This window comes from Pseudomonas sp. FBCC-B1565, assembly GCF_059133265.1.
The window spans coordinates 5208747-5229695 of the sequence record NZ_CP101438.1 but is presented as its reverse complement, the minus strand read 5'-3'; the positions used below and the strand labels follow the sequence as shown (position 1 = coordinate 5229695).

22 protein-coding genes are annotated in these 20949 nt (G+C 61.0%); 17 read left to right on the top strand and 5 right to left on the bottom strand.

What is annotated here, in order from left to right:
• Positions 1-28 precede the first annotated feature (28 nt).
• From NL123_RS24220 to NL123_RS24185, 8 genes are all read left to right on the top strand, one after another.
• The gene (locus NL123_RS24220) at positions 29-1030 is read left to right on the top strand and encodes a diguanylate cyclase (RefSeq protein WP_248486592.1); all 1002 of its coding nucleotides are present in this window, start codon (positions 29-31) and stop codon (positions 1028-1030) included.
• A 236-nt stretch (positions 1031-1266) separates the two neighbouring features.
• Positions 1267-2362 (top strand): peptide chain release factor 2 gene (gene prfB / locus NL123_RS24215; RefSeq protein WP_100215725.1). Its coding sequence is split into 2 segments (ribosomal slippage): positions 1267-1338 and positions 1340-2362, totalling 1095 coding nucleotides; the frame shifts between segments, so codons are not numbered across the junction.
• A 109-nt stretch (positions 2363-2471) separates the two neighbouring features.
• Positions 2472-3974 carry a lysine--tRNA ligase gene (lysS, locus tag NL123_RS24210; RefSeq protein ID WP_008431110.1) on the top strand — a complete coding sequence of 501 codons (1503 nt, stop codon included), beginning with the start codon at positions 2472-2474 and terminating at the stop codon, positions 3972-3974.
• A gap of 150 nt (positions 3975-4124) precedes the next feature.
• Positions 4125-4841 carry a TetR/AcrR family transcriptional regulator gene (locus NL123_RS24205; RefSeq protein WP_058425326.1) on the top strand — a complete coding sequence of 239 codons (717 nt, stop codon included), beginning with the start codon at positions 4125-4127 and terminating at the stop codon, positions 4839-4841.
• A gap of 16 nt (positions 4842-4857) precedes the next feature.
• Positions 4858-5406, top strand: coding sequence for a hypothetical protein (locus NL123_RS24200; protein ID WP_494356510.1), 549 nt, complete (start codon positions 4858-4860; stop codon positions 5404-5406).
• Between the two features lie 21 nt (positions 5407-5427).
• Complete coding sequence (locus tag NL123_RS24195) at positions 5428-6705, top strand: flavohemoglobin expression-modulating QEGLA motif protein (protein ID WP_010212629.1); 1278 nt, start codon at positions 5428-5430, stop codon at positions 6703-6705.
• Positions 6706-6732: 27 nt separating this feature from the next.
• Positions 6733-7638: an alpha/beta hydrolase gene (locus NL123_RS24190; protein WP_248486595.1), complete on the top strand. Its 906-nt coding sequence runs from the start codon at positions 6733-6735 to the stop codon at positions 7636-7638.
• Positions 7635-7961, top strand: a complete 327-nt coding sequence (locus NL123_RS24185; RefSeq protein ID WP_003172217.1) for a PA3694 family proteiin — start codon at positions 7635-7637, stop codon at positions 7959-7961. Before NL123_RS24190 ends, NL123_RS24185 begins: the two co-directional genes overlap by 4 nt.
• Positions 7962-8301: 340 nt before the next feature.
• Here the strand turns inward: NL123_RS24185 and lptF are convergent, their stop codons facing one another.
• From lptF to NL123_RS24170, 3 genes are all read right to left on the bottom strand, one after another.
• A complete protein-coding gene (lptF, locus tag NL123_RS24180; RefSeq protein ID WP_058425322.1) occupies positions 8302-9087 on the bottom strand; it encodes a lipotoxin F family OmpA-related lipoprotein LptF in 786 nt (261 codons plus the stop codon).
• A 55-nt stretch (positions 9088-9142) separates the two neighbouring features.
• On the bottom strand, positions 9143-9553 hold the full coding sequence (locus NL123_RS24175) for a DUF4398 domain-containing protein (RefSeq protein WP_172832141.1): 411 nt from the start codon (positions 9551-9553) through the stop codon (positions 9143-9145).
• 287 nt (positions 9554-9840) lie between these two features.
• Complete coding sequence (locus NL123_RS24170; RefSeq protein WP_058425320.1) at positions 9841-10185, bottom strand: hypothetical protein; 345 nt, start codon at positions 10183-10185, stop codon at positions 9841-9843.
• Positions 10186-10369: 184 nt separating this feature from the next.
• Between NL123_RS24170 and ppc the strand changes: the two genes are divergently transcribed.
• The 7 genes from ppc (at position 10370) to NL123_RS24135 (ending at position 17569) form a co-directional block, all read left to right on the top strand.
• Positions 10370-12997: a phosphoenolpyruvate carboxylase gene (gene ppc / locus NL123_RS24165; protein ID WP_494356509.1), complete on the top strand. Its 2628-nt coding sequence runs from the start codon at positions 10370-10372 to the stop codon at positions 12995-12997.
• A gap of 279 nt (positions 12998-13276) precedes the next feature.
• Entirely contained in the window at positions 13277-13924 is a 648-nt protein-coding gene (adk, locus tag NL123_RS24160; RefSeq protein ID WP_010212617.1) for an adenylate kinase, read from the top strand.
• Positions 13925-14014: 90 nt separating this feature from the next.
• A complete protein-coding gene (gene tsaB / locus NL123_RS24155) occupies positions 14015-14701 on the top strand; it encodes a tRNA (adenosine(37)-N6)-threonylcarbamoyltransferase complex dimerization subunit type 1 TsaB (protein WP_494356508.1) in 687 nt (228 codons plus the stop codon).
• 160 nt (positions 14702-14861) lie between these two features.
• Positions 14862-15152: a hypothetical protein gene (locus NL123_RS24150; RefSeq protein WP_494356507.1), complete on the top strand. Its 291-nt coding sequence runs from the start codon at positions 14862-14864 to the stop codon at positions 15150-15152.
• Positions 15152-16012: a DUF72 domain-containing protein gene (locus tag NL123_RS24145; RefSeq protein WP_248486599.1), complete on the top strand. Its 861-nt coding sequence runs from the start codon at positions 15152-15154 to the stop codon at positions 16010-16012. Before NL123_RS24150 ends, NL123_RS24145 begins: the two co-directional genes overlap by 1 nt.
• A gap of 27 nt (positions 16013-16039) precedes the next feature.
• A complete protein-coding gene (locus NL123_RS24140) occupies positions 16040-16867 on the top strand; it encodes an isocitrate lyase/PEP mutase family protein (protein ID WP_494356506.1) in 828 nt (275 codons plus the stop codon).
• Between the two features lie 3 nt (positions 16868-16870).
• A complete protein-coding gene (locus tag NL123_RS24135; protein WP_494356505.1) occupies positions 16871-17569 on the top strand; it encodes an extensin-like domain-containing protein in 699 nt (232 codons plus the stop codon).
• A gap of 3 nt (positions 17570-17572) precedes the next feature.
• Here the strand turns inward: NL123_RS24135 and NL123_RS24130 are convergent, their stop codons facing one another.
• Entirely contained in the window at positions 17573-18193 is a 621-nt protein-coding gene (locus tag NL123_RS24130; RefSeq protein ID WP_494356504.1) for an energy transducer TonB, read from the bottom strand.
• Positions 18194-18289: 96 nt separating this feature from the next.
• On the opposite strand from NL123_RS24130, the gene NL123_RS24125 reads away from it, so the two are divergent.
• Entirely contained in the window at positions 18290-19072 is a 783-nt protein-coding gene (locus NL123_RS24125; protein WP_494356503.1) for a class I SAM-dependent methyltransferase, read from the top strand.
• A gap of 45 nt (positions 19073-19117) precedes the next feature.
• On the opposite strand, the gene NL123_RS24120 is transcribed toward NL123_RS24125, so the two are convergent.
• Positions 19118-19753 (bottom strand): TetR/AcrR family transcriptional regulator, encoded by a 636-nt coding sequence (locus NL123_RS24120; RefSeq protein ID WP_494356502.1) that lies wholly within the window; start codon positions 19751-19753, stop codon positions 19118-19120.
• A 93-nt stretch (positions 19754-19846) separates the two neighbouring features.
• On the opposite strand from NL123_RS24120, the gene NL123_RS24115 reads away from it, so the two are divergent.
• On the top strand, positions 19847-20947 hold the full coding sequence (locus NL123_RS24115; RefSeq protein ID WP_494356501.1) for an efflux RND transporter periplasmic adaptor subunit: 1101 nt from the start codon (positions 19847-19849) through the stop codon (positions 20945-20947).
• Positions 20948-20949: the final 2 nt, after the last annotated feature.

Here is a 20949-nt window from a genome sequence, read left to right as displayed (position 1 = left end):
TTGCAGGTAGTAATTCAGGTGACTGCACATGAATGATTTACAGATCGACGACATCAAGACCGACGAAAATGCCGCCATGGTGTTGCTGGTCGACGACCAGGCCATGATCGGCGAAGCCGTGCGGCGTGGCTTGGCCCATGAAGAAAACATCGACTTCCACTTCTGCGCCGATCCGCACCAGGCGATTGCCCAGGCGATCCGCATCAAGCCGACCGTTATCCTGCAAGACCTGGTTATGCCCGGCCTCGACGGCCTGACCCTGGTGCGCGAATACCGCAACCACCCGGCCACGCAGAACATCCCGATCATCGTGCTTTCGACCAAGGAAGATCCGCTGATCAAGAGTGCGGCGTTTTCGGCGGGGGCCAATGATTACCTGGTCAAGCTGCCGGATAACATCGAGCTGGTGGCGCGCATTCGCTATCACTCGCGTTCGTACATGACCTTGTTGCAACGGGATGCCGCCTATCGTGCGTTGCGGGTCAGCCAACAACAACTGTTGGACACCAACCTGGTGCTGCAACGGCTGATGAACTCCGATGGCCTGACCGGGTTGTCCAACCGTCGTCACTTTGATGAATACCTGGAGCTGGAATGGCGGCGTGCCATGCGTGACCAGACTCAGTTGTCGTTGTTGATGATTGATGTGGATTTCTTCAAGACCTACAACGATAGTTTTGGGCATGTTGAAGGTGACGAGGCGTTGCGCAAGGTTGCGGCGACCATCCGTGAGGCCAGCAGTCGGCCATCGGATTTGCCGGCGCGTTATGGCGGTGAGGAGTTTGCCCTGGTGCTGCCTAATACCTCGCCGGGTGGGGCGCGGTTGGTGGCTGAGAAGCTGCGCATGGCGGTTGCTGCGTTGAAGATTCCGCACATTGCGCCGACCGAGGGGGCCAGCCTTACGATTAGCATTGGTCTGTCCACGATGACGCCGCAGCAGGGGACGGATTGTCGGCAGGTGATTGTGGCGGCGGACAAGGGGTTGTATACGGCCAAGCATAATGGGCGCAATCAGGTCGGTATCGAGTGACCTGAAGTCGTACCCCATTCAATGTGGGAGGGGGCTTGCCCCCGATAGCTCTGGGTCAGTCACAACATCATTGACTGACAGGCTGCCATCGGGGGCAAGCCCCCTCCCACATTGGGATCTTCATGGGTCTTGGGTTGTGTACAAATCCTGCCTTTTCGCCCAGCGGACTGCCGCTCCCCCCCATTTGCCGTTATACTCGCCGGCTTTCAAAAGTTCGCCAACGAGTGCTGCCCGCCATGGAAATCAACCCGATCCTTAACACCATCAAGGACCTGTCCGAGCGCTCCGAAACTATTCGGGGGTATCTTTGACTACGATCAAAAGCATGAGCGTCTGACCGAAGTCAATCGCGAGCTTGAAGATCCTGCTGTCTGGAACAAACCTGAATACGCCCAGGAACTGGGCCGCGAGCGCGCTGCGCTGGCGCAGATCGTCGATACCTTAGACGAGCTGAACACCGGTCTGGCCGATTGCCGTGACCTGCTGGACATGGCCGTCGAAGAAAACGACGAAGGCGCAGTGGGCGATGTCGTCGCCGAGCTGGCCCGTCTCGAGGAAAACCTCGCCAAGCTCGAATTCCGCCGCATGTTCAGCCATGAAATGGACCCGAACAACGCCTACCTGGACATCCAGGCCGGTTCCGGTGGCACCGAGGCACAGGACTGGGCCAACATCCTGCTGCGCATGTACCTGCGTTGGGCGGACAAGCGCGGTTTCGAAGCGACGATCATGGAACTGTCCGCCGGTGAAGTCGCCGGGATCAAGGGCGCGACCGTGCACATCAAGGGTGAGTACGCCTTTGGCTGGCTGCGTACCGAAATCGGCGTGCACCGCCTGGTGCGCAAGAGCCCGTTCGACTCCGGCAACCGTCGCCACACCTCGTTCTCCGCTGTTTTCGTCTCGCCAGAGATCGACGACAAGGTGGAAATCGAGATCAACCCGGCCGACCTGCGCATCGACACCTACCGCTCCTCCGGTGCCGGTGGCCAGCACGTAAACACCACCGACTCGGCCGTACGTATTACCCACGTACCGACCAACACCGTGGTCAGCTGCCAGAACGAACGTTCCCAGCACGCCAACAAGGACACCGCCATGAAAATGCTGCGGGCCAAGTTGTATGAGCAGGAAATGCAGAAGCGCAACGCCGCTTCCCAGGCGCTGGAAGACACCAAGTCGGATATCGGCTGGGGTCACCAGATCCGCTCTTATGTGCTCGATGCGTCGCGGATCAAGGATCTGCGCACTAACATCGAACGCAGCGACTGTGACAAGGTGCTCGACGGCGATATCGACGAATACCTGGAAGCCAGCCTGAAATCTGGCCTGTAACACATGCAATGCGGGATTGCCTGGCACCCCTCGAACCCTGTGGGAGCGGGCTTGCCCGCGATCCCCAGCCGCAGGCTGGGGCAACGAACCTGATGGAAAATCTAAAGACATGAGCGACCAACAACTCGACCCGCAAGCCCTGCAACAGGAAGAAAACTCCCTGATCGCCCTGCGCAAGGAAAAGCTTGCTGCCGAGCGCGCCAAGGGCAATGCCTTCCCCAACGACTTCCGCCGCGAAAACTACTGCGATGCCTTGCAGAAGCAGTACGCGGACAAGACCAAGGAAGAGCTGGCAGAGGCTGCGATCCCGGTCAAGGTGGCAGGTCGCATCATGCTCAACCGTGGCTCGTTCATGGTGATCCAGGACATGACCGGGCGTATCCAGGTCTACGTCAACCGCAAGACCTTGTCGGAAGAAACCCTGGCCTCGGTGAAAACCTGGGACATGGGCGACATCATCGCCGCCGAAGGCACCCTGGCCCGTTCTGGCAAGGGTGACCTGTACGTGGAAATGACCAGCGTACGCCTGCTGACCAAGTCGCTGCGCCCACTGCCGGACAAGCACCACGGCCTGACCGACACCGAACAGCGCTACCGCCAGCGCTACGTTGACCTGATCGTCAACGAAGAGGTGCGCCAGACCTTCCGCGTGCGTTCGCAAGTGATCGCACACATCCGCAGCTTTCTGATGAAGCGCGACTTCCTCGAAGTCGAAACGCCGATGCTGCAGACCATTCCCGGCGGCGCCGCTGCCAAGCCGTTCGAAACCCACCACAACGCCCTGGACATGGAAATGTTCCTGCGTATCGCGCCCGAGCTGTACCTCAAGCGCCTGGTGGTTGGCGGCTTCGAAAAAGTCTTCGAGATCAACCGCAACTTCCGTAACGAAGGCGTTTCGACCCGTCACAACCCTGAATTCACCATGTTGGAGTTCTACCAGGCCTACGCCGACTACGAAGACAACATGGACCTGACCGAAGAACTGTTCCGCGAACTGGCGCAGCTGGTCCTGGGCAGCACCGACGTGCCGTATGGCGACAAGGTGTTCCACTTCGGCGAGCCGTTCGTGCGCCTGTCGGTGTTTGATTCGATCCTCAAGTACAACCCTGAGCTGACTGCCGACGACCTGAACGACATCGACAAGGCCCGTGCCATCGCCAAGAAAGCCGGCGCCAAGGTGCTGGGCTTCGAAGGCCTGGGCAAATTGCAGGTGATGATTTTCGAAGAGTTGGTGGAGCACAAGCTGGAACAGCCGCACTTCATTACCCAGTACCCGTTCGAAGTGTCGCCGCTGGCCCGTCGTAACGACGACAACCCGAACGTCACTGACCGTTTCGAGCTGTTCATCGGCGGCCGTGAGATCGCCAACGCCTACTCCGAGTTGAACGACGCGGAAGACCAGGCCGAGCGTTTCATGGCCCAGGTGGCCGATAAAGACGCCGGCGACGACGAAGCCATGCACTACGACGCCGACTTCGTCCGCGCCCTGGAGTACGGCATGCCGCCGACCGCCGGTGAAGGGATCGGCATCGACCGCTTGGTGATGCTGTTGACCAACTCGCCGTCGATCCGCGACGTGATCTTGTTCCCGCACATGCGGCCACAAGCGTAACCGTAGCGAAATCCGAAGCCGCCTTTTATAAGGCGGCTTTTTTATGCGGCGTTAATAAGCGTCAAGCAAACAGCGCCAGGAGATCGTTCCCACGCTCGGCGTGGTAACGCATACCGTGACGCTCCGCGTCACCTAATAAGGAAATCTGTCGTGAACCGCGTAACCGCTCAAGAAGGCGCCGCCGGCATTGCCGCTGCCGTGGCTGAAAGCGTCCAGTACCAGGGCCGCAAGGCCAGTCGTCGGGGCAGCGAGCAACGCAGGCAAGACATTCTCGATGCGGCCATGCGCATCGTGGTACGTGACGGCGTACGGGCCGTGCGCCATCGAGCGGTGGCAGCGGAGGCGGGCGTGCCCCTGTCGGCTACCACCTATTACTTCAAGGACATCGATGATCTGCTCACCGATACCTTCGCCCAATACGTCGAACGCAGCGCCGCGTTCATGGGCAAGCTGTGGGTGCGTAACGAAGGCTTGCTGCGCGAAATGGTCGCCTATGGGGATGGCAGCCCCGAATCACGCTCACAGTTGGCCGATGATATTGCACGGCTGACCGCTGATTACGTCTTGCGCCAATTGACCAACCGCCGTGAGCACTTGATGGCTGAGCAGGCGTTTCGCCAGGAAGCCTTGCTCAACCCGCGCCTGGCGGAGTTGGTGCGTTCCCACCAGCAGATTCTGTTGCAGGGCACCGGGCAGTTCTTCCAGGTGCTGGGCTCGCGCGAGCCGCAACAGGATGCCAAAGTGTTGACGGCGATAATCAGTCGGATGGAATATCAGGGCCTGCTGGGCAGTGCAGAGCCTCTGACCGGTGAAGAGATGCTTGAAATCCTCAAGCGCTATATGCATTTGGTGTTGGCCTCGGTCTGACACCGGGGGATGTCCAATGAAAGCCTGGCGTGTGGTTGCAATCGCCTTGTCGTTCCTGCTGCTCAGCGGTTGCCTGGTGACCTTCAAGGACCCGCTGCCGGCCCATGACGCCGCCCCGCCGGCCCTGCTGGGCCAATGGTCGAGCAAAAATGCCTGGGGCGAGCCGCTCAACCTGCATATCAGCGCCGTCGGTGAACACCGCTATAAAGCCGTGAGCTACCCTACAGCCAAGCCCGGCCAGCGTGACGAATACCGGTTTACCGTTTCGCGCCATGGCAGCCGCTGGTATTTGTCGGCGCCGCTGCCGGCCAAGCTCGGTGGGCATTTCATCCTGGCGGGGTTTGAGATCAACGAAAAGCACGAATTGGTGGTCTACACCCTCGACCTTGAGCAGATCCACCAAGCGATAGACCAACAGGCGTTGCACGGCAGCACCGTGGACACGGTCGAGGGCGCCGGGGTGTTGGTCGACAGCCCCTTGGACCAGGTGTTTGCGTACCTGGATGACCCGGCCAATGCCGATGTATTCGTGGAAGCCGTGCGCTACCAGCGCGCGGGCCAATAACGTTTAAAGAGGAAGCACCGGGTGGACGATTACCAGCAGACGATACGCACCTTGTCTGATCGCATTGTGCTGGCGCAAACACCGATTCGCGTCCTCGACGCCGTGAAGTGGGACGAGAATATTCGCCAGGGGTTCCTCAAGGCCAAGGGCAAGGAAATGCCGGCGGTGAGCCGTGACTATTACCTCAATCGACCGCTGTCGTTCGACTCCAGCGCGGTGAAGCTGGAGTTCCAGAACATCGAGCGCGACATCACCCGTCGCCTCGGCCAGTTCAGCCCGGTGGGGCAGATCATGCGCCGCATGTGCAAGGAGTACCGCATGGTGGTGCGTATGCTCGAAGCGCGTGGTACCGAGGATTTCGGCCTGATCTCCCAGGAATTGTACGGCGCTGCCTCCGATGCGTTTCACGCCGGCGACCCGACCCTGGCTGACTTGGGGCTGATGCTGTCCGATTACCTGAACAATATAGACGGCCGAGGCGACTTGAAGGACGAGGCCAAGACCCTCACCGCCAAGGACGCCGTCGCCCTGCTGCAAACCCGCCTGAACAAGGTGTTCGGCGAGGCCGAAGAGACCATCCGCGTGTTCGAGTCCGACGGTATTGTCGCTGACGCCGCAGCGGGCGCCGACTACATCAAGATCCGCGCCGACGCGATGTTCAACGACCGCGACGTGCGCGCCCTGGAAGTGCATGAAGGCCTGGTGCATGTGGGCACTACCCTCAATGGCCAGAACCAGCCGATCTGCACCTTCCTGTCCAAGGGGCCGCCCTCGTCCACCGTGACCCAGGAAGGCCTGGCGATTTTGATGGAGATCATCACCTTCGCCTCCTACCCGAGTCGCCTGCGCAAGCTGACCAACCGCACCCGTGCCATTCATATGGTGGAAGAGGGCGCCGACTTCCTGCAGGTGTTCGAGTTCTTTCGCGAGCAAGGCTTCGAGATGGCTGAAAGCTACGGCAACGCCAGTCGTGTTTTCCGTGGTTCGGTGCCGACCGGTCTGCCGTTCACCAAGGACCTGTCCTACCTCAAAGGCTTTATCATGGTCTACAACTACATCCAGCTGGCCGTGCGCAAAGGCAAGCTGGAACAAGTGCCGCTGCTGTTCTGCGGCAAGACCACCCTGGAAGACATGCGCACCCTGCGCCAACTGGTCGATGAAGGCCTGGTGGTGCCGCCCAAGTACCTGCCAGAGCAATTCCGCGACATGAACGCGCTGGCGGCCTGGATGTGCTTCTCCAACTTCCTCAACCACCTGAGCCTGGATCGGATCGAGGCGGATTACTCCAATATCCTTTAAACCGTGCTATTCGCGAGGCTTCAACGGATGAGAATCCTCGGCATTCTGTGCCTGCTACTCACATTGAACGGCTGCAGTTCCCTGCTGTTCTACCCCGAGCCCGGCCTGCCGTTCACGCCGGAAAAAGCTCATCTTCAATACCGTGACGTCACCCTCACCACTGCCGACGGTGTAAAGCTCAACGCCTGGTGGCTACCGGCCAAACCCGGCGTGCCACTCAAGGGGACGGTGCTGCACCTGCATGGCAACGGCGGCAACCTGGCCTGGCATCTGGGCGGCAGCTGGTGGTTGCCCGAGCAGGGCTACCAAGTGCTGTTGGTGGACTATCGCGGTTATGGCTTGTCGGAGGGGAAGCCGTCATTACCGGCGATCTATCAGGATGTGGACGCGGCGTTCCAATGGATCGACAAGGCCCCCGAAACCCAGGGCCAGCCGTTGATAGTGCTGGGTCAGAGCCTGGGCGGCGCATTGGCGGTGCACTACCTGGCCGCCCACCCGGAGCGCCAATCGCGGCTCAAGGCGCTGGTGCTGGACGGCGTGCCCGCCAGTTATCGTGACGTAGGACAATTCGCCCTGAGCACCTCCTGGTTAACATGGCCGTTTCAGGTGCCGTTGTCCTGGCTGGTCCCGGACGCCGACAGTGCCATCCATGCCATGCCCCAGCTGACAGGTGTACCCAAGCTGCTGTTCCACAGCCTGGATGACCCGATCGTGCCGGTGACCAACGGGATCCGCCTGTACCAGGCCGCACCGCCACCCAGGGTGTTACAGCTGACCCGAGGCGGCCATGTGCAGACCTTTGCCGACAAGACCTGGCAAACCGTGATGCTGCGTTACCTGGATGACCCTCAGCACTTCAATGGACTGCGCCGCCTGGGCGAAATCCCGAATTACCCGATTCCTAACGTTGACTCATCAGAGAGCCCGCAATGAGCGAAGAACGCAACATGATCCCGCTGATCCTCACCGGTATCGGCACCATCATCGGTACTGTCGGTTGCCTGTGGTACTACGGCTACCTGCACTTCGCCAAGCCGGAAGATGCGTTGTTGCTCAGCGACTTCACCATGCTCAAGACCGTGCCCGGCGAGGACTACAAGATCTCCCTGACGCCAGCCGCCCAAGTGGCGCAATGCGTGGATGGTGTACTGGTGATGTTCGACACTGAGCAGAAAGGCCTGAGCGGTGTGCTGGTGAATAACAAGAAGCAGGCCGTGCGATGCATGGGGCAGGAAACACCACAACTCCAGCAGTAAGCCGGATGTACCGCGCCTGAAATATCTGGAACCGTTTTGCGTAACAGACCACTCATTGGCGTGTCAGCGTTCATGGTGAGATTTGCGAACCGCCAGCCAGGGGAGTGTCATGGTCAAGTTGGGTGAGATAAGTGCGATAGACAGGTGGTTGGAGATGTCCAGGATGCAGGAGCTCGTTGAAGCGCTCCGTGGAGGCGTCGACGATACCGCGCAAAAGGAGCAGGGGGAGCAGTACCAAGAGAAACCTGGCTATGCAGGTTTCGAGAGCGACAAGTGTCCAATCAAATTCTAAGTGTAAAAAAAACCCACCGTTTCTGGTGGGTTTTTTCTATCCAAACAATCAGTTAGCGACGGACGACCGTGGCTTGACCGGCTGGTTGTCATTGGAGATGGTTACTTCGACGCGACGGTTCATGGCACGACCAGATACGCTACCGTTATCGGCAACCGGGTATTCCTTGCCATAGCCCTGGGTCACGATGCGCGAGATATCCACGCCCTGTTGTGCCAGTGCACGTTGTACGGAGGCTGCACGACGCTCGGACAGGCTCTGGTTGTACGAATCGGAACCGGTGCTGTCGGTGTAGCCTTCGACGATCACCTTACGGTCCGGGTTATCGCGCAGGAACTGCGCCAGCTTGGTGATGTTCACCAGGCCGCTGGATTTCAGGTCGGACTTGTTGGTGGCAAACAGCACGTCACCGAAGGTCACCAGGGTGCCGCGATCAGTCTGCTTGGCGTTCAAGCTGTCCTGCAGTTGCTTGATCTGCGCATCACGGGCGTCGAGCAGGGCGCGGGCGCGTTCGTCACCGGCGTTTTTCAGCTTGGCTTCGGATTCGCGCAGCACGATGGTGTCTTTGGCTACTTCAACGCGCTGGTTGGTCAGGTAGGCCAGTTGGTCGACCTTCTTCTGATCTTCCTTGTCGCGGTATGCCTTGTCAGCCTTGTCCAGCCAATCGCTGGCGTCTTTGGTTTCCAGCGCCGCGAGCTTGGTGGCCTGCGGGTTGGTCTGCAGGGACGAGAAGTTGGTCCGTGCGTTTTCCAGGTTCGCGTTAGGCGGGGTGGAGCAGGCCGCCAGGGCAACGCTCATCGCCAGCAGGGCAGGGATCATCAATTGTTTACGCATAGTCGTGTCGTCCTTTCAATTCGATATCGGGTGCAATGCAATCAGGGGCGGCGGCTTATTTCTGCTGGATAGCAGCCGGGCGCATGCCTTCCTGACGCAGCTCCTGAACAGCTTTCTGGGAGTCCTTCACAGCCTGTTCGGCCTTAGCGGCCTGGGATTTACGCTCAGCGACACGAGCGTCCCACTCGGCTTGTTCGGCCAGGCGACGGGCTTCGTCGTAGTTCTTGTCGTGCATGGCAATCTCGGCTTGCTTGAGCTTGTCCTGAGCCGACTTCATTTCTACCGCTGCGTACTCGGTGCCGCCGGCGCTGACAGCGCTGTTCACCGCAGATTGGGTCACGGCGTACTGCTCGGTCGGAGGGTTGCCGGCGCAGCCCGCCAGAACGAAGCTGGTGCCGATTGCCAGCGCGGCCAATTTGAGCCCGCGCAGGTGGTTAAACGAGGATTTGGCAGTGCTGGTCTTCATCGTCTTCAACTCCATTGGATAACTCCTGAAAAACATCAAAATCCATGTCACTGGTCTGCGGCTGGGGGCTTGGCACTGATGCACAAATTGCCCTTTAAAACGGCCGTTCCAAGTGATGGCTTACTGGCTGTGACCGGAGGCTTTTTTCAAAAGTTCAGAGAAGATGGCGATTTGCCTAAAAAAATATCTGACTGTTTGGTCAGCGAAAAAACTTGGAACTTCTGCGTTGCGCAGCGGTACGCCGGGCTCGTAAAGAGCCCGGAATACAAGGGGTTTGCGCTAGGGTTTCAGTGTTTCGGTTTGTCGCCACTCGCTGATAAGTCATGCAGATAGCGACGCGACAGCGTCAGAAAGCGCGGAGTAGGGCCGACATCTTCATAGAGCGGGTCGCCCTCTTCATCGGTGGCGATCACCTGCTGCCCCTTGATGTATGGAAAGCTGGCTTCCAGCTCTTCCAGTGCGGCGCCGATCAGTTCGCCGAGCAGTTCTTCGGTGCTGCGCTTGGGGTACATCTCGGCGATCGCTGCCAGGCGTGCCGCAGCTTCCACATCCAGATGGATGGCGTACTCGGTCTTGGTCAGGCGACCCTTGGCATTCTCTTCCCAGTGCTGGGCCAGTTCTCGGATTTTCATGGCAACCTCAATAAAGCCCGCGATAGCAGGCGGTGATGAGTGACCCGCCGTCCGCGTGGATAAACGCGGCGACTTAGTGTTGAGACTAGCTGCAACTCACAAGGTTTAAAGTCTTGTCATAAATGAGCGCTGGCGGCACTCTGGCAAACCTGCGCGTCCCGGATTTCTGGCTGGAGATTGGCTGATGAGTGATATCGATGCACGCTTGCGTGAGGATGTTCACCTGCTGGGTGAGCTGTTGGGCAACACTATTCGAGAGCAGTATGGCGACGATTTCCTCGACAAGATCGAGCAGATCCGCAAGGGCGCCAAGGCCGACCGCCGTGGCGCAGGCGATGAACTGAGCACCAGCCTCAACCAGTTGCAGGAAGATGAACTGCTGCCGGTGGCCCGTGCTTTCAACCAGTTCCTTAACCTGGCCAACATTGCCGAACAGTATCAGCTGATTCATCGACGCGATGAGTCGCAACCGGCACCCTTCGAGTCCCGTGTTTTGCCTGAGTTGCTGGCGCGGCTGCAAGCCGAAGGCCACAGCAACGAATCCCTGGCCCGGCAATTGGGGCGCCTGGAGATTGAGCTGGTCCTCACCGCCCACCCCACCGAAGTGGCGCGCCGCACCCTGATCCAGAAGTACGACGCCATCGCCGCCCAACTGGCGCTGCAGGATCATCGCGACCTCACCACGGCCGAGCGCGAGCAGATCCGCCAACGCCTGCAACGCTTGATCGCCGAGGCCTGGCACACCGAAGAAATCCGCCGCACCCGGCCCACGCCGGTAGACGAAGCCAAGTGGGGCTTTGCGGTCATCGAGCATTCGCTGTGGCACGCGATTCCCAATTACCTGCGCAAGGCCGACCAGGCCCTGCACGCTGCCACCGGCCTGCGCTTGCCGCTGGAGGCGGCGCCGATCCGCTTTGCGTCGTGGATGGGCGGCGACCGTGACGGCAACCCGAATGTCACTGCACCGGTCACCCGCGAAGTCTTGCTGCTGGCGCGCTGGATGGCTGCCGATCTGTACCTGCGCGATATCGATCACCTGGCCTCCGAGCTGTCGATGCAGCGCGCCAGCCCGGCGTTGCAGGCCAAGGTCGGCGATAGCGTCGAACCCTATCGCGCCTTGCTCAAGCAATTGCGTGAACGCCTGCGTGCCACGCGCCAATGGGCGCATACGGCGTTGAGCTGTAGCACGCCGGCACCTGCCGAGGTGTTGCAGAACAACCGCGATCTGCTCGAACCGCTGGAGTTGTGCTACCAGTCGCTGCACGAATGCGGCATGGGCGTGATCGCCGATGGGCCGTTGCTCGATTGCCTGCGGCGGGCGGTGACTTTCGGCCTGTTCCTGGTGCGGTTGGATGTGCGCCAGGATTCCAGCCGCCATTGCGCGGCCATGACCGAAATCACCGATTATCTCGGTCTGGGTCGTTACGAAGACTGGAACGAAGAGATGCGCATCAGCTTCCTGATGAAGGAGCTGGCCAACCGTCGACCGTTACTGCCGGGTTATTTCAAACCGTCGGCGGATACCGCCGAAGTGCTTAACACCTGCAAGGAAGTCGCCGCCGCCCCCGCTGCGTCGTTGGGCTCGTATGTCATCTCCATGGCCGGCGCTGCGTCGGATGTGCTGGCAGTGCAACTGCTGCTTAAAGAGTCGGGCGTGCAACGGCCGATGCGTGTGGTGCCGCTGTTTGAAACCCTGGCCGACCTGGATAACGCAGGCCCGGTGATCGAGCAACTGTTGCTGCTGCCGGGTTACCGCGCGCGGCTGCAAGGCCCGCAGGAAGTGATGATCGGCTACTCGGACTCGGCCAAGGACGCCGGCACCACCGCCGCTGCCTGGGCGCAGTACCGGGCGCAGGAACGCCTGGTGGATATCTGCCGTGAACAGCAAGTGGAACTGCTGTTGTTCCACGGCCGTGGTGGCACCGTTGGCCGTGGCGGCGGCCCGGCCCACGCGGCGATCCTGTCGCAGCCACCGGGGTCGGTGGCGGGACGCTTCCGTACCACCGAACAGGGCGAGATGATCCGCTTCAAGTTCGGCCTGCCGGATATTGCCGAGCAGAACCTCAACCTTTACCTGGCCGCTGTGTTGGAGGCGACCCTGTTGCCACCGCCGCCGCCTGAACCGGCCTGGCGCCATTTGATGGACGAATTGGCGGCAGACGGGGTCAGCGCTTATCGCGCCGTGGTGCGCGAGAATCCGCAGTTCGTCGAGTATTTCCGCCAATCCACGCCGGAGCAGGAATTGGGCCGCTTGCCGTTGGGCAGCCGCCCGGCCAAGCGCCGAGCGGGCGGGATTGAAAGCCTGCGTGCGATTCCGTGGATCTTCGGCTGGACCCAGACCCGCCTCATGCTGCCCGCCTGGCTGGGTTGGGAAGCGGCGCTGAGCAAGGCCCTGGAACGTGGCGAAGGCGACTTGCTGGGGCAGATGCGTGAGCAGTGGCCGTTCTTCCGCACCCGCATCGACATGCTGGAAATGGTGCTGGCCAAGGCCGATGCCGATATCGCCCGCCTGTATGACGAGCGTCTGGTGCAGCCGGACCTGTTGCCACTGGGTGCGCATTTGCGCGACCTATTGTCGCAGGCCTGCAAGGTGGTGCTTGGCCTGACTGGCCAGTCGCAGCTGCTGGCCCATAGCCCGGACACCCTGGAGTTCATCCGCCTGCGCAATACCTACCTCGACCCGCTGCACCTGTTGCAGGCCGAGTTGCTGGCGCGCTCGCGCCAGCAGGAAGCGGCACAGGACAGCCCTCTGGAACAGGCGCTGCTGGTCTCCGTGGCCGGTATTGCCGCCGGTTTGCGTAACACCGGCTAAGGTTTTTTGCGTGTTCTCAACGGCTTGCAGATAAACCACGGCGGCCGCCCTGAAACGGGCGGCCGCCGATTGTGCGGCCAGGTTGCACCCAGGCGCACCCTACCTATGACGTATAGGCAGCACGGGTTCCTGCGACTTTTGGCGGCTTGTGTGCTTAAGGCCTGCTGTGTATCTTGATCAGCCTTTGGCCGTTTGGGCGGCCCGAATTCTATTTTTACGCGATTGGCCCGCCGCGGCGAATCCGAGCGTCATCTCTATAAAAAATTGAGGAGCACATCAATGCGCGTCATTCTGCTGGGAGCTCCCGGGGCCGGTAAAGGTACTCAGGCAAAGTTCATCACTGAAAAATTCGGCATTCCACAAATCTCCACCGGCGACATGCTGCGTGCGGCCGTCAAGGCCGGCACCGAGCTGGGCCTGATCGCCAAGAGCGTGATGGACAGCGGTGGCCTGGTTTCCGATGACTTGATCATCAACCTGGTCAAGGAACGCATCAGCCAGGAAGACTGCAAGAACGGTTTCCTGTTCGACGGCTTCCCGCGCACCATTCCCCAGGCTGAAGCCCTGGTGAAGGCGGGCGTCGAGCTGGATGCCGTGGTCGAAATCGCGGTTGAAGACGAAGAAATCGTCCAGCGTATTGCCGGTCGTCGCGTCCACGAAGCCTCGGGCCGCGTGTACCACACCGTCTACAACCCGCCGAAGGTTGAAGGCAAGGACGACGTCACCGGTGAAGACCTGGTGCAGCGCAAGGACGACACCGAAGAAACCGTGCGTCATCGCCTGTCGGTCTACCACTCCCAGACCAAGCCGCTGGTGGACTTCTATCAGAAGCTGTCCGCCGCCCAGGGCAAGCCGAAGTACAGCCACATTCCTGGCGTCGGCTCGGTTGAAGCGATCACCGCCAAAGTGCTGCAAGCACTGAGCTGATCCCGCGACCGGCTTCACGGATAACGGCCCGCTTGCGGGCCGTTGTTGTTTATACTGGCGCACTTTTTTTCGACTTGGACACCTACACCGATGAGCACCCTGCTGGCCCTGGACACCGCGACTGAAGCTTGCTCCGTTGCCTTGCTGCACGATGGCAAGGTAACGAGCCACTACGAGGTGATCCCGCGCCTGCATGCGCAGAAGCTGTTGCCGATGATCAAGCAACTGTTGGAAGACGCCGGCACCACGCTGGCTGCGGTCGATGCCATCGCCTTCGGCCGCGGCCCGGGTGCATTCACGGGGGTACGTATCGCCATCGGCGTGGTGCAGGGCCTGGCGTTTGCGCTGGAGCGTCCGGTGTTGCCGGTGTCCAACCTGGCCGTGCTGGCCCAGCGCGCCTTGCGTGAACATGGCGTCCGGCAGGTGGCGGCCGCTATCGATGCGCGCATGGATGAAGTGTATTGGGGTTGCTACCGCGAAACGGCGGGCGAGATGCGTCTGGTCGGTGTGGAAGCCGTGCAGCCGCCGGAGTCATCGCAATTGCCTGCCGACGCCAGCGGCGATTGGTTTGGTGCTGGCACCGGCTGGGGGTATGGCGAGCGCATCGCTGTGCCGCTGGTGGGCCAGGACGCGACGATGTTGCCTCACGCCGAGGACTTGCTGACATTGGCACGTTTTGAGTTCGAGCGTGGCGAGGCCATCCCGGCGGACCAGGCGGCGCCAGTCTATCTGCGCGATAAAGTGGCGCAGACCAAGGCAGAGCGCGGGATTATTTGACGCCAAAAATGATGGCAATTTGAGGCTAAATTCACCAATCGTCAGAATTTGTCCCCGGTTTTAAACCTTTTTCAAATTATGTGTTCTAGTTATCACCAGAGCATTTGCACACTACGGACAGTGATGCCAAGATGCCATTACCGATAGCGAGTTCGCGCCCATGCGTATTGATGGCTTTTCCTCACAGTCTTACCCAATCAAGCGCAAGCCGCGTAAGGCGAACGTCACGGTGGATGAGTCCGTCGAGGACTCGCCGGACTTCATCGAAGTCCAAGCCGATGCACAGGCCAGCGCCCAAGCGCGTATCAGCGGTCTTCCCGCTCGTCAGCAAGACATGGTCTTCCCGCGCTCCATGAGCAAAAGCGTCGCTACCGCCCTGGCCAGCTACCTGACCACCGCCGGCTTTGTCGAATGGGATATGGAAGTGCTGGGCCTCGACATCCACATCTGATGCGTCTGCCTTACTACCTCGGTTGCCCGTCCTGGAGTGAAAACGCCTGGCGTGAATACCTGTATCCCGCCGATGCCCGTTCCAGCGACTACCTCGCGCTCTATTCCCAGGTCTTCAACGCCGTCGAAGGCAACACCACGTTTTATGCCCGCCCCTCAGCCGCCACCGTGCAGCGCTGGGCCGAAATCATGCCCGACGACTTCCGCTTCACGGCCAAATTTCCCGGTGACATCAGCCACAGCGGTAACCTGACCGAGCAGCTACCGGCAGCGGAAAGCTTCGTGGGCCTGATGAGTCCGTTGGGTGAACGGGTATCGCCACTGTGGTTGCAACTGCCGGCGTCGTTCACCCCGCAGCGCCTGGGGGAGTTGGCAGGTTTCATCGATGGCCTGGAGCGGCCGATGGCGGTGGAAGTGCGCCACCTGGAATTCTTCGCCAAGGGGGATGCCGAGCGCATGCTTAACCGTTTGTTGCGTGACCGCGGCGTGGAGCGCATCTGCCTGGATCCGCGCGCGCTGTTCAGTTGCACGTCCACCTCGGCCGCCGTGCTGCACGCCCAATCTAAAAAGCCCAAGGTGCCACCCCGTCCGGCGGCGCTGACGCAGTTTCCCCAGGTGCGCTTTATCGGCCATCCCGAACTGGAGGCCAACGATCCGTTCCTGAAGCCATGGGTGGAAAAAGTCGCTGGCTGGGTCGAAGAAGGGCGCACCCCCTACGTGTTCCTGCACACCTCGGATAACCGCCTCGCCGCGCAACTGGCCCTGCGTTTCCACGATCAACTGATGGCACGCCTGCCAGGCCTGCCGCCCTTGCAGGTGTTGGATCGCGCTCCCGCCGTGGAGCAACTGGGGTTACTCTAGGGCTCCTTTTTCCGCCAGGAGCCCGACATGGATGCCCAAACCCTTCGCGCCGAAACCTTCCAAGCCTTGCATGAGCGCGACCGTGCGTTCGTGATGCCCAATCCATGGGACGTAGGCTCCGCTGTAATGTTGGCCAGCCTGGGTTTTGAAGCACTGGCCACCACCAGTGCGGGTTACGCGTTCAGCCTTGGGCGCCCGGATGCGGAAGGCGCGTTGTCCCTGGACGACACGTTGGTCAATGCCGGCATGATCGCCAAGGCTACCGCGTTGCCGGTGGCTGCCGACCTGGAAAACGGCTTCAGCGACACACCTGAAGGCTGTGCCCAGACCATCCTGCGTGCTGCGCAAGTCGGCATTGTCGGCGGCTCCATCGAGGACGCCACGGGCATTGCCGCCGACCCGATCTATCCCTTTGACCTGTCCGTCGAGCGCGTGGAAGCCGCCGTCGCCGCCGCCCGCAGTCTGCCATTTCCCTTCACCCTGACGGCCCGTGCGGAAAACCTCCTGCATGGCCGCCTGGATTTGCCCGACACCATCCGCCGCCTGCAAGCCTACGCCGAAGCCGGGGCCGACGTACTGTATGCCCCGGCCCTGCGCAGTGCCGAGGAAGTGCTGGCGGTGGTCAAGGCGGTGGCGCCCAAACCGGTGAATGTGTTGATGTCCGGTGGCTTGAACCTGAGTGTCGCGCAGTTGAGCGAGATGGGCGTGCGGCGGATCAGCGTCGGCTCGGCGCTGGCGTTGGCGGCCTACGGCGAGTTCTACCGCGCCGCGCAGGAGGTGTATGAGTTGGGCACGTTTACCTTCACCGAGCGCAAGATGCCGTTCAGCCAGGCCAACCAATTCTTCAAGGGCTAAGCGGTGCGTTTTTTCAAAGTGCTGGGCCTGCTGCTGATCCTGGCGGGTGCCGTTGCCGTGGGTGTCTGGCGTGGATGGGTGCCACTACCGGCCGATTGGAACCCGTGGGCACCGCTGGACGTACGCGCCAACCCCAACTTCTTGACTCGCTACAAGCTGGGCCGTCTACAGGGTGACCCGGCACTGTGCGACCGGGTGCTGCAAACCTCGGGCCTGCGCGTCAGTCATCAGGCGGACTCGCCGGCAGATGGCGCTTGCCCCTTGCGCAATACCTTGCGCGTACAGGGTTCTGCGGTTGGGCTGAGCAGTAGCTTTCTCGCCAGTTGCCCACTGGCGGTGGCGTTCGCCCTGTTTGAGCGGCACAGCTTGCAACCGGCGGCCCAGGCGGTATTCGGCCAGGCAGTGACGCGGGTCGATCACCTGGGCAGCTTTGCCTGTCGCAATATCTATAACCGTGCCGAAGGGCGACTCAGCCAGCATGCGTCAGCCAACGCGCTGGACATTGCCGGTTTTCGCCTGGCGGATGGGCGCAGTATCAGCGTGCTCAAGGACTGGCCTGGGGAGGGCGATAAGGCACGGTTTCTGCGTCAGGTTCGCGATAGCGCCTGTGATGATTTCAATGTAGTGCTCAGCCCTGACTACAACGCCGCGCACCGCAACCATTTCCATCTGGATATGGGGCGTTGGTGGGTGTGTCGCTGAGGCTCAGGCGGCCAAGCGCAGGTTCTGGGTGACCAGTGGGCGAGCCCAGTAGTAGTCGAAGTCCAGGGCTTTTTGTTGCGCGACCAGTTCTTCGGTTGGATACGGCGTGGCGGCGGGTGGCAGCAGGTCCAGTTCGAATTCGGCGATGGGCAGGTGCAGAGGGCGCGGCTCAGGGGCTGGACCCGGCTCCGGCAGCGGCTGGCCGGCCGTTAACACGATGGGGCGGACCCAGCCGCTTTCGAAATTCTGCTGGCGTTGCTGGGCGACGATTTCTTCTTCCGGGAACGGTGTGGCGGCGGGTGGCAACAGCTCGGTTTCGAACTCGGCAATCGGCAGGAACAGCGGCTCCGGTGGAGCAATCTCGGTGTCTTTCACATCGCACTCACGCTGGGTGAGGATCTGCGACAACAGGTCGGCGCCAGCGCTGGGTTCTACCGCTGGGTCCGCCGGTGCTGGCGCCTGCACGGCGAGCGCGCCGGGCGTCTCGCCAAGCTGCTCGGCCAAGGCCCTGGCGAAGAAGTCCTGCCACACATGACTCACCCCGGCCAGCGCTTGAGTATTGCGCAGGCCGTAGTGGTTGTGGGTCGGCAGTACACCGATGGTTAGGGGAAGAATGTCTGACATTTTTCTCGGTCGACGCTCAGCTCTGGCAAAATACCTGACTGTTGTTTTTATCGGCCGCTGTTTGCCGATCCTTAATATTTTTGAGCGTAGCGATTGATGAGCGAACAACCAGCGGCCAGCCGCATCCAGGTCGAGGCCTTGGGCGAGGTTTTCCAGGCCCGCGCCGAGCAATGGGCGCAGCGGCTTGGCTTGCCTTTGCAGCAGGCAGATGCGGACTTTTCCCTGCAAGTGGGGGAGCATGGCCTGCAATTGCAACAGCTCGGGGCTGACGCGCCAGGGCCGGTGCGCGTGGATTTTGTCGAAGGCGGCGCGGCGCATCGGCGCCTCTATGGTGGCGGTAGCGGGCAGATGATCGCCAAGGCCGTGGGCATCGCCCAAGGCGTGCGCCCACGGGTGCTCGACGCTACGGCTGGCCTGGGCAAGGACGCCTTCGTGCTGGCCAGCCTGGGTTGTGACATGAGCTTGATCGAGCGCCAGCCGCTGATCGGCGCCTTGCTCGAAGATGGCCTGGCGCGCGGCGCGGATGATTTTGAAGTGGCACCGATTGTGGCGCGCATGAAGCTGCTCAAGGGCAACTCCATCGACGTGATGCGCCAGTGGGAGGGCGAGCCGCCCCAGGTGATCTACCTCGACCCGATGTTCCCGCACCGTGAGAAAACTGCCCTGGTGAAGAAGGAAATGCGCCTGTTCCGGCCGTTGGTGGGGGATGATCCCGATGCGCCGGCGCTGCTGGCTGCCGCCCTGGCCCTGGCTAGCCACCGCGTAGTGGTCAAGCGCCCGCGCAAGGCACCGTGCATTGACGGGCCAAAGCCGAGCCATGCGCTGGATGGCAAATCCAGTCGCTATGACATTTATCCGAAGAAAGCGCTCAAACCCTAAGATTGAAAATGCCCTGTGGCGAGCGTGCTTGCCACAGACAATGGGTTACGGCCTGTAGGCCCGCATAAACAACCCCACCACCTCTTGCACATGGGCTTCGGCGGCTTCTTCACTCAGTTGCCCGCCGCAGCCATACAGCAAGCAGAAATTCGCCGTGCCCTTGAGCAGGCAGAAGAAATGCTCGGCCGCCGTAAAGGGTTTGTCGATGCTCAGCGCACCGCTCTGGTCGATCTTGCCAAGCAGTCGCTCCATACCTTGCAGCATGCGCATGGGGCCGGCCTCGAAGAAGATCTGCGAGAGTTTCACGTCCTGGTTGCCGGTGGTCATCATCAAGCGATGCAGGTTGACCGACTCTTCACTGTTGATCAGCCGATGGAACCCTCGCGCGATATTCAACAGCGCAGTCTGTACGGGCATCCCCTCGGGCAGCTCGAAGTACATCACCGGCAGTTGTTCTTCGCACTTGGCCACCACGGCGGCGGTGAACAAGGTCTCTTTATCGTTGAAGTGGCTATAGACGGTCAGTTTCGACACGCCGGCTTCCAGTGCCACCGCGTCCATGCTGGTACTGGCGTAGCCATTGCTCAAAAACAGGATTTTCGCTGCTTCGAGGATTGCCTGGCGTTTTGCCATGTCCTTGGGGCGCCCGGGGCTATTGGTGTTCAGAGGATTGTCGGACATTTTCACCTTTAATACTGGACTGGTGAGTTTGGTATTAATACCATACCCGCCAGTATAATTATTCCTAGCTCTACTTGCGAAAGGTCCTACAGCATGCGCAGTACTTTCCTGCCCTTTGCTTTGCCTGTCAGTTTGGTCGTGCTGTTGGCCGCCTGCGGCCATGAAGAAGCGGCTCAGATTACCATCCGCCCGGCCATGGTGGTGCAGCCACAGCCTTCTTCGCAGTCGATGGACAGCTACCCCGGCGAAGTGCGTGCGCGCTATGAACCGGACCTGGCCTTTCGCATCGGTGGCAAAGTCAGCAAGCGCTTGGTGGAGGAGGGCGAGCGGGTCAAGGCCAACCAGCCGCTGGCGGAGCTGGACCCTCAGGACGTGCGCTTGCAGCTGGAAGCGACCCGTGCCCAAGTCGCCGCCGCCGAGGCCAACCTGAGCCTGGTGCGCGCTGAGCGCGACCGCTACAAGACCCTGATGGACCGTCAGATGGTCAGCCGTTCCCAGTACGACAATTCCGAAAACCTCTACCGATCCGGTGAAGCACGCCTCAAGCAGATCAAGGCCGAGTTCGATGTGGCCAGCAACCAGGCCGGCTATGCCGTATTGCGTGCGCCCCAGGACGGAGTGGTGGCCAAGCGTGCGGTGGAGGTCGGCCAAGTGGTGTCCGCCGGGCAAACCGTGTTCACCCTGGCTACCGATGGCGAGCGCGAAGTGCTGATCAGCCTGCCGGAACAAGGTTTTGGCCGGTTCAAGATCGGCCAGCCGGTGTCGGTAGAGCTGTGGAGCCAGCCGGATCAGCGTTTTACCGGGCGTATTCGCGAGCTGTCACCGGCGGCCGATCCCAAGTCGCGCACGTTTGCGGCTCGCGTGGCATTCACCAGCGGCAAGGTCCCGGCTGAACTGGGCCAGAGCGCACGCGTATTCATACAGGTCGACGGCGATGTTCCGTTGTCAGTGCCGCTGTCTGCCCTCAGTGCGGAGAACGGTGCGTCCTACGTGTGGCGCGTGCAGCCCGACAACACGCTCAAGCGCATGCCGGTGCGCATTGGTGCCTTCGGTGAAAAAACCGTCCCGGTCCTGGAAGGCCTGGCCCCGACGGATTGGGTGATCGCTGCGGGTGTGCACGTGCTTCACGAGGGCCAGCAAGTGCGCCCGGTGGACCGCTCCAACCGTGTGGTGAATCTGGCGGCCAAGGAGTAGTC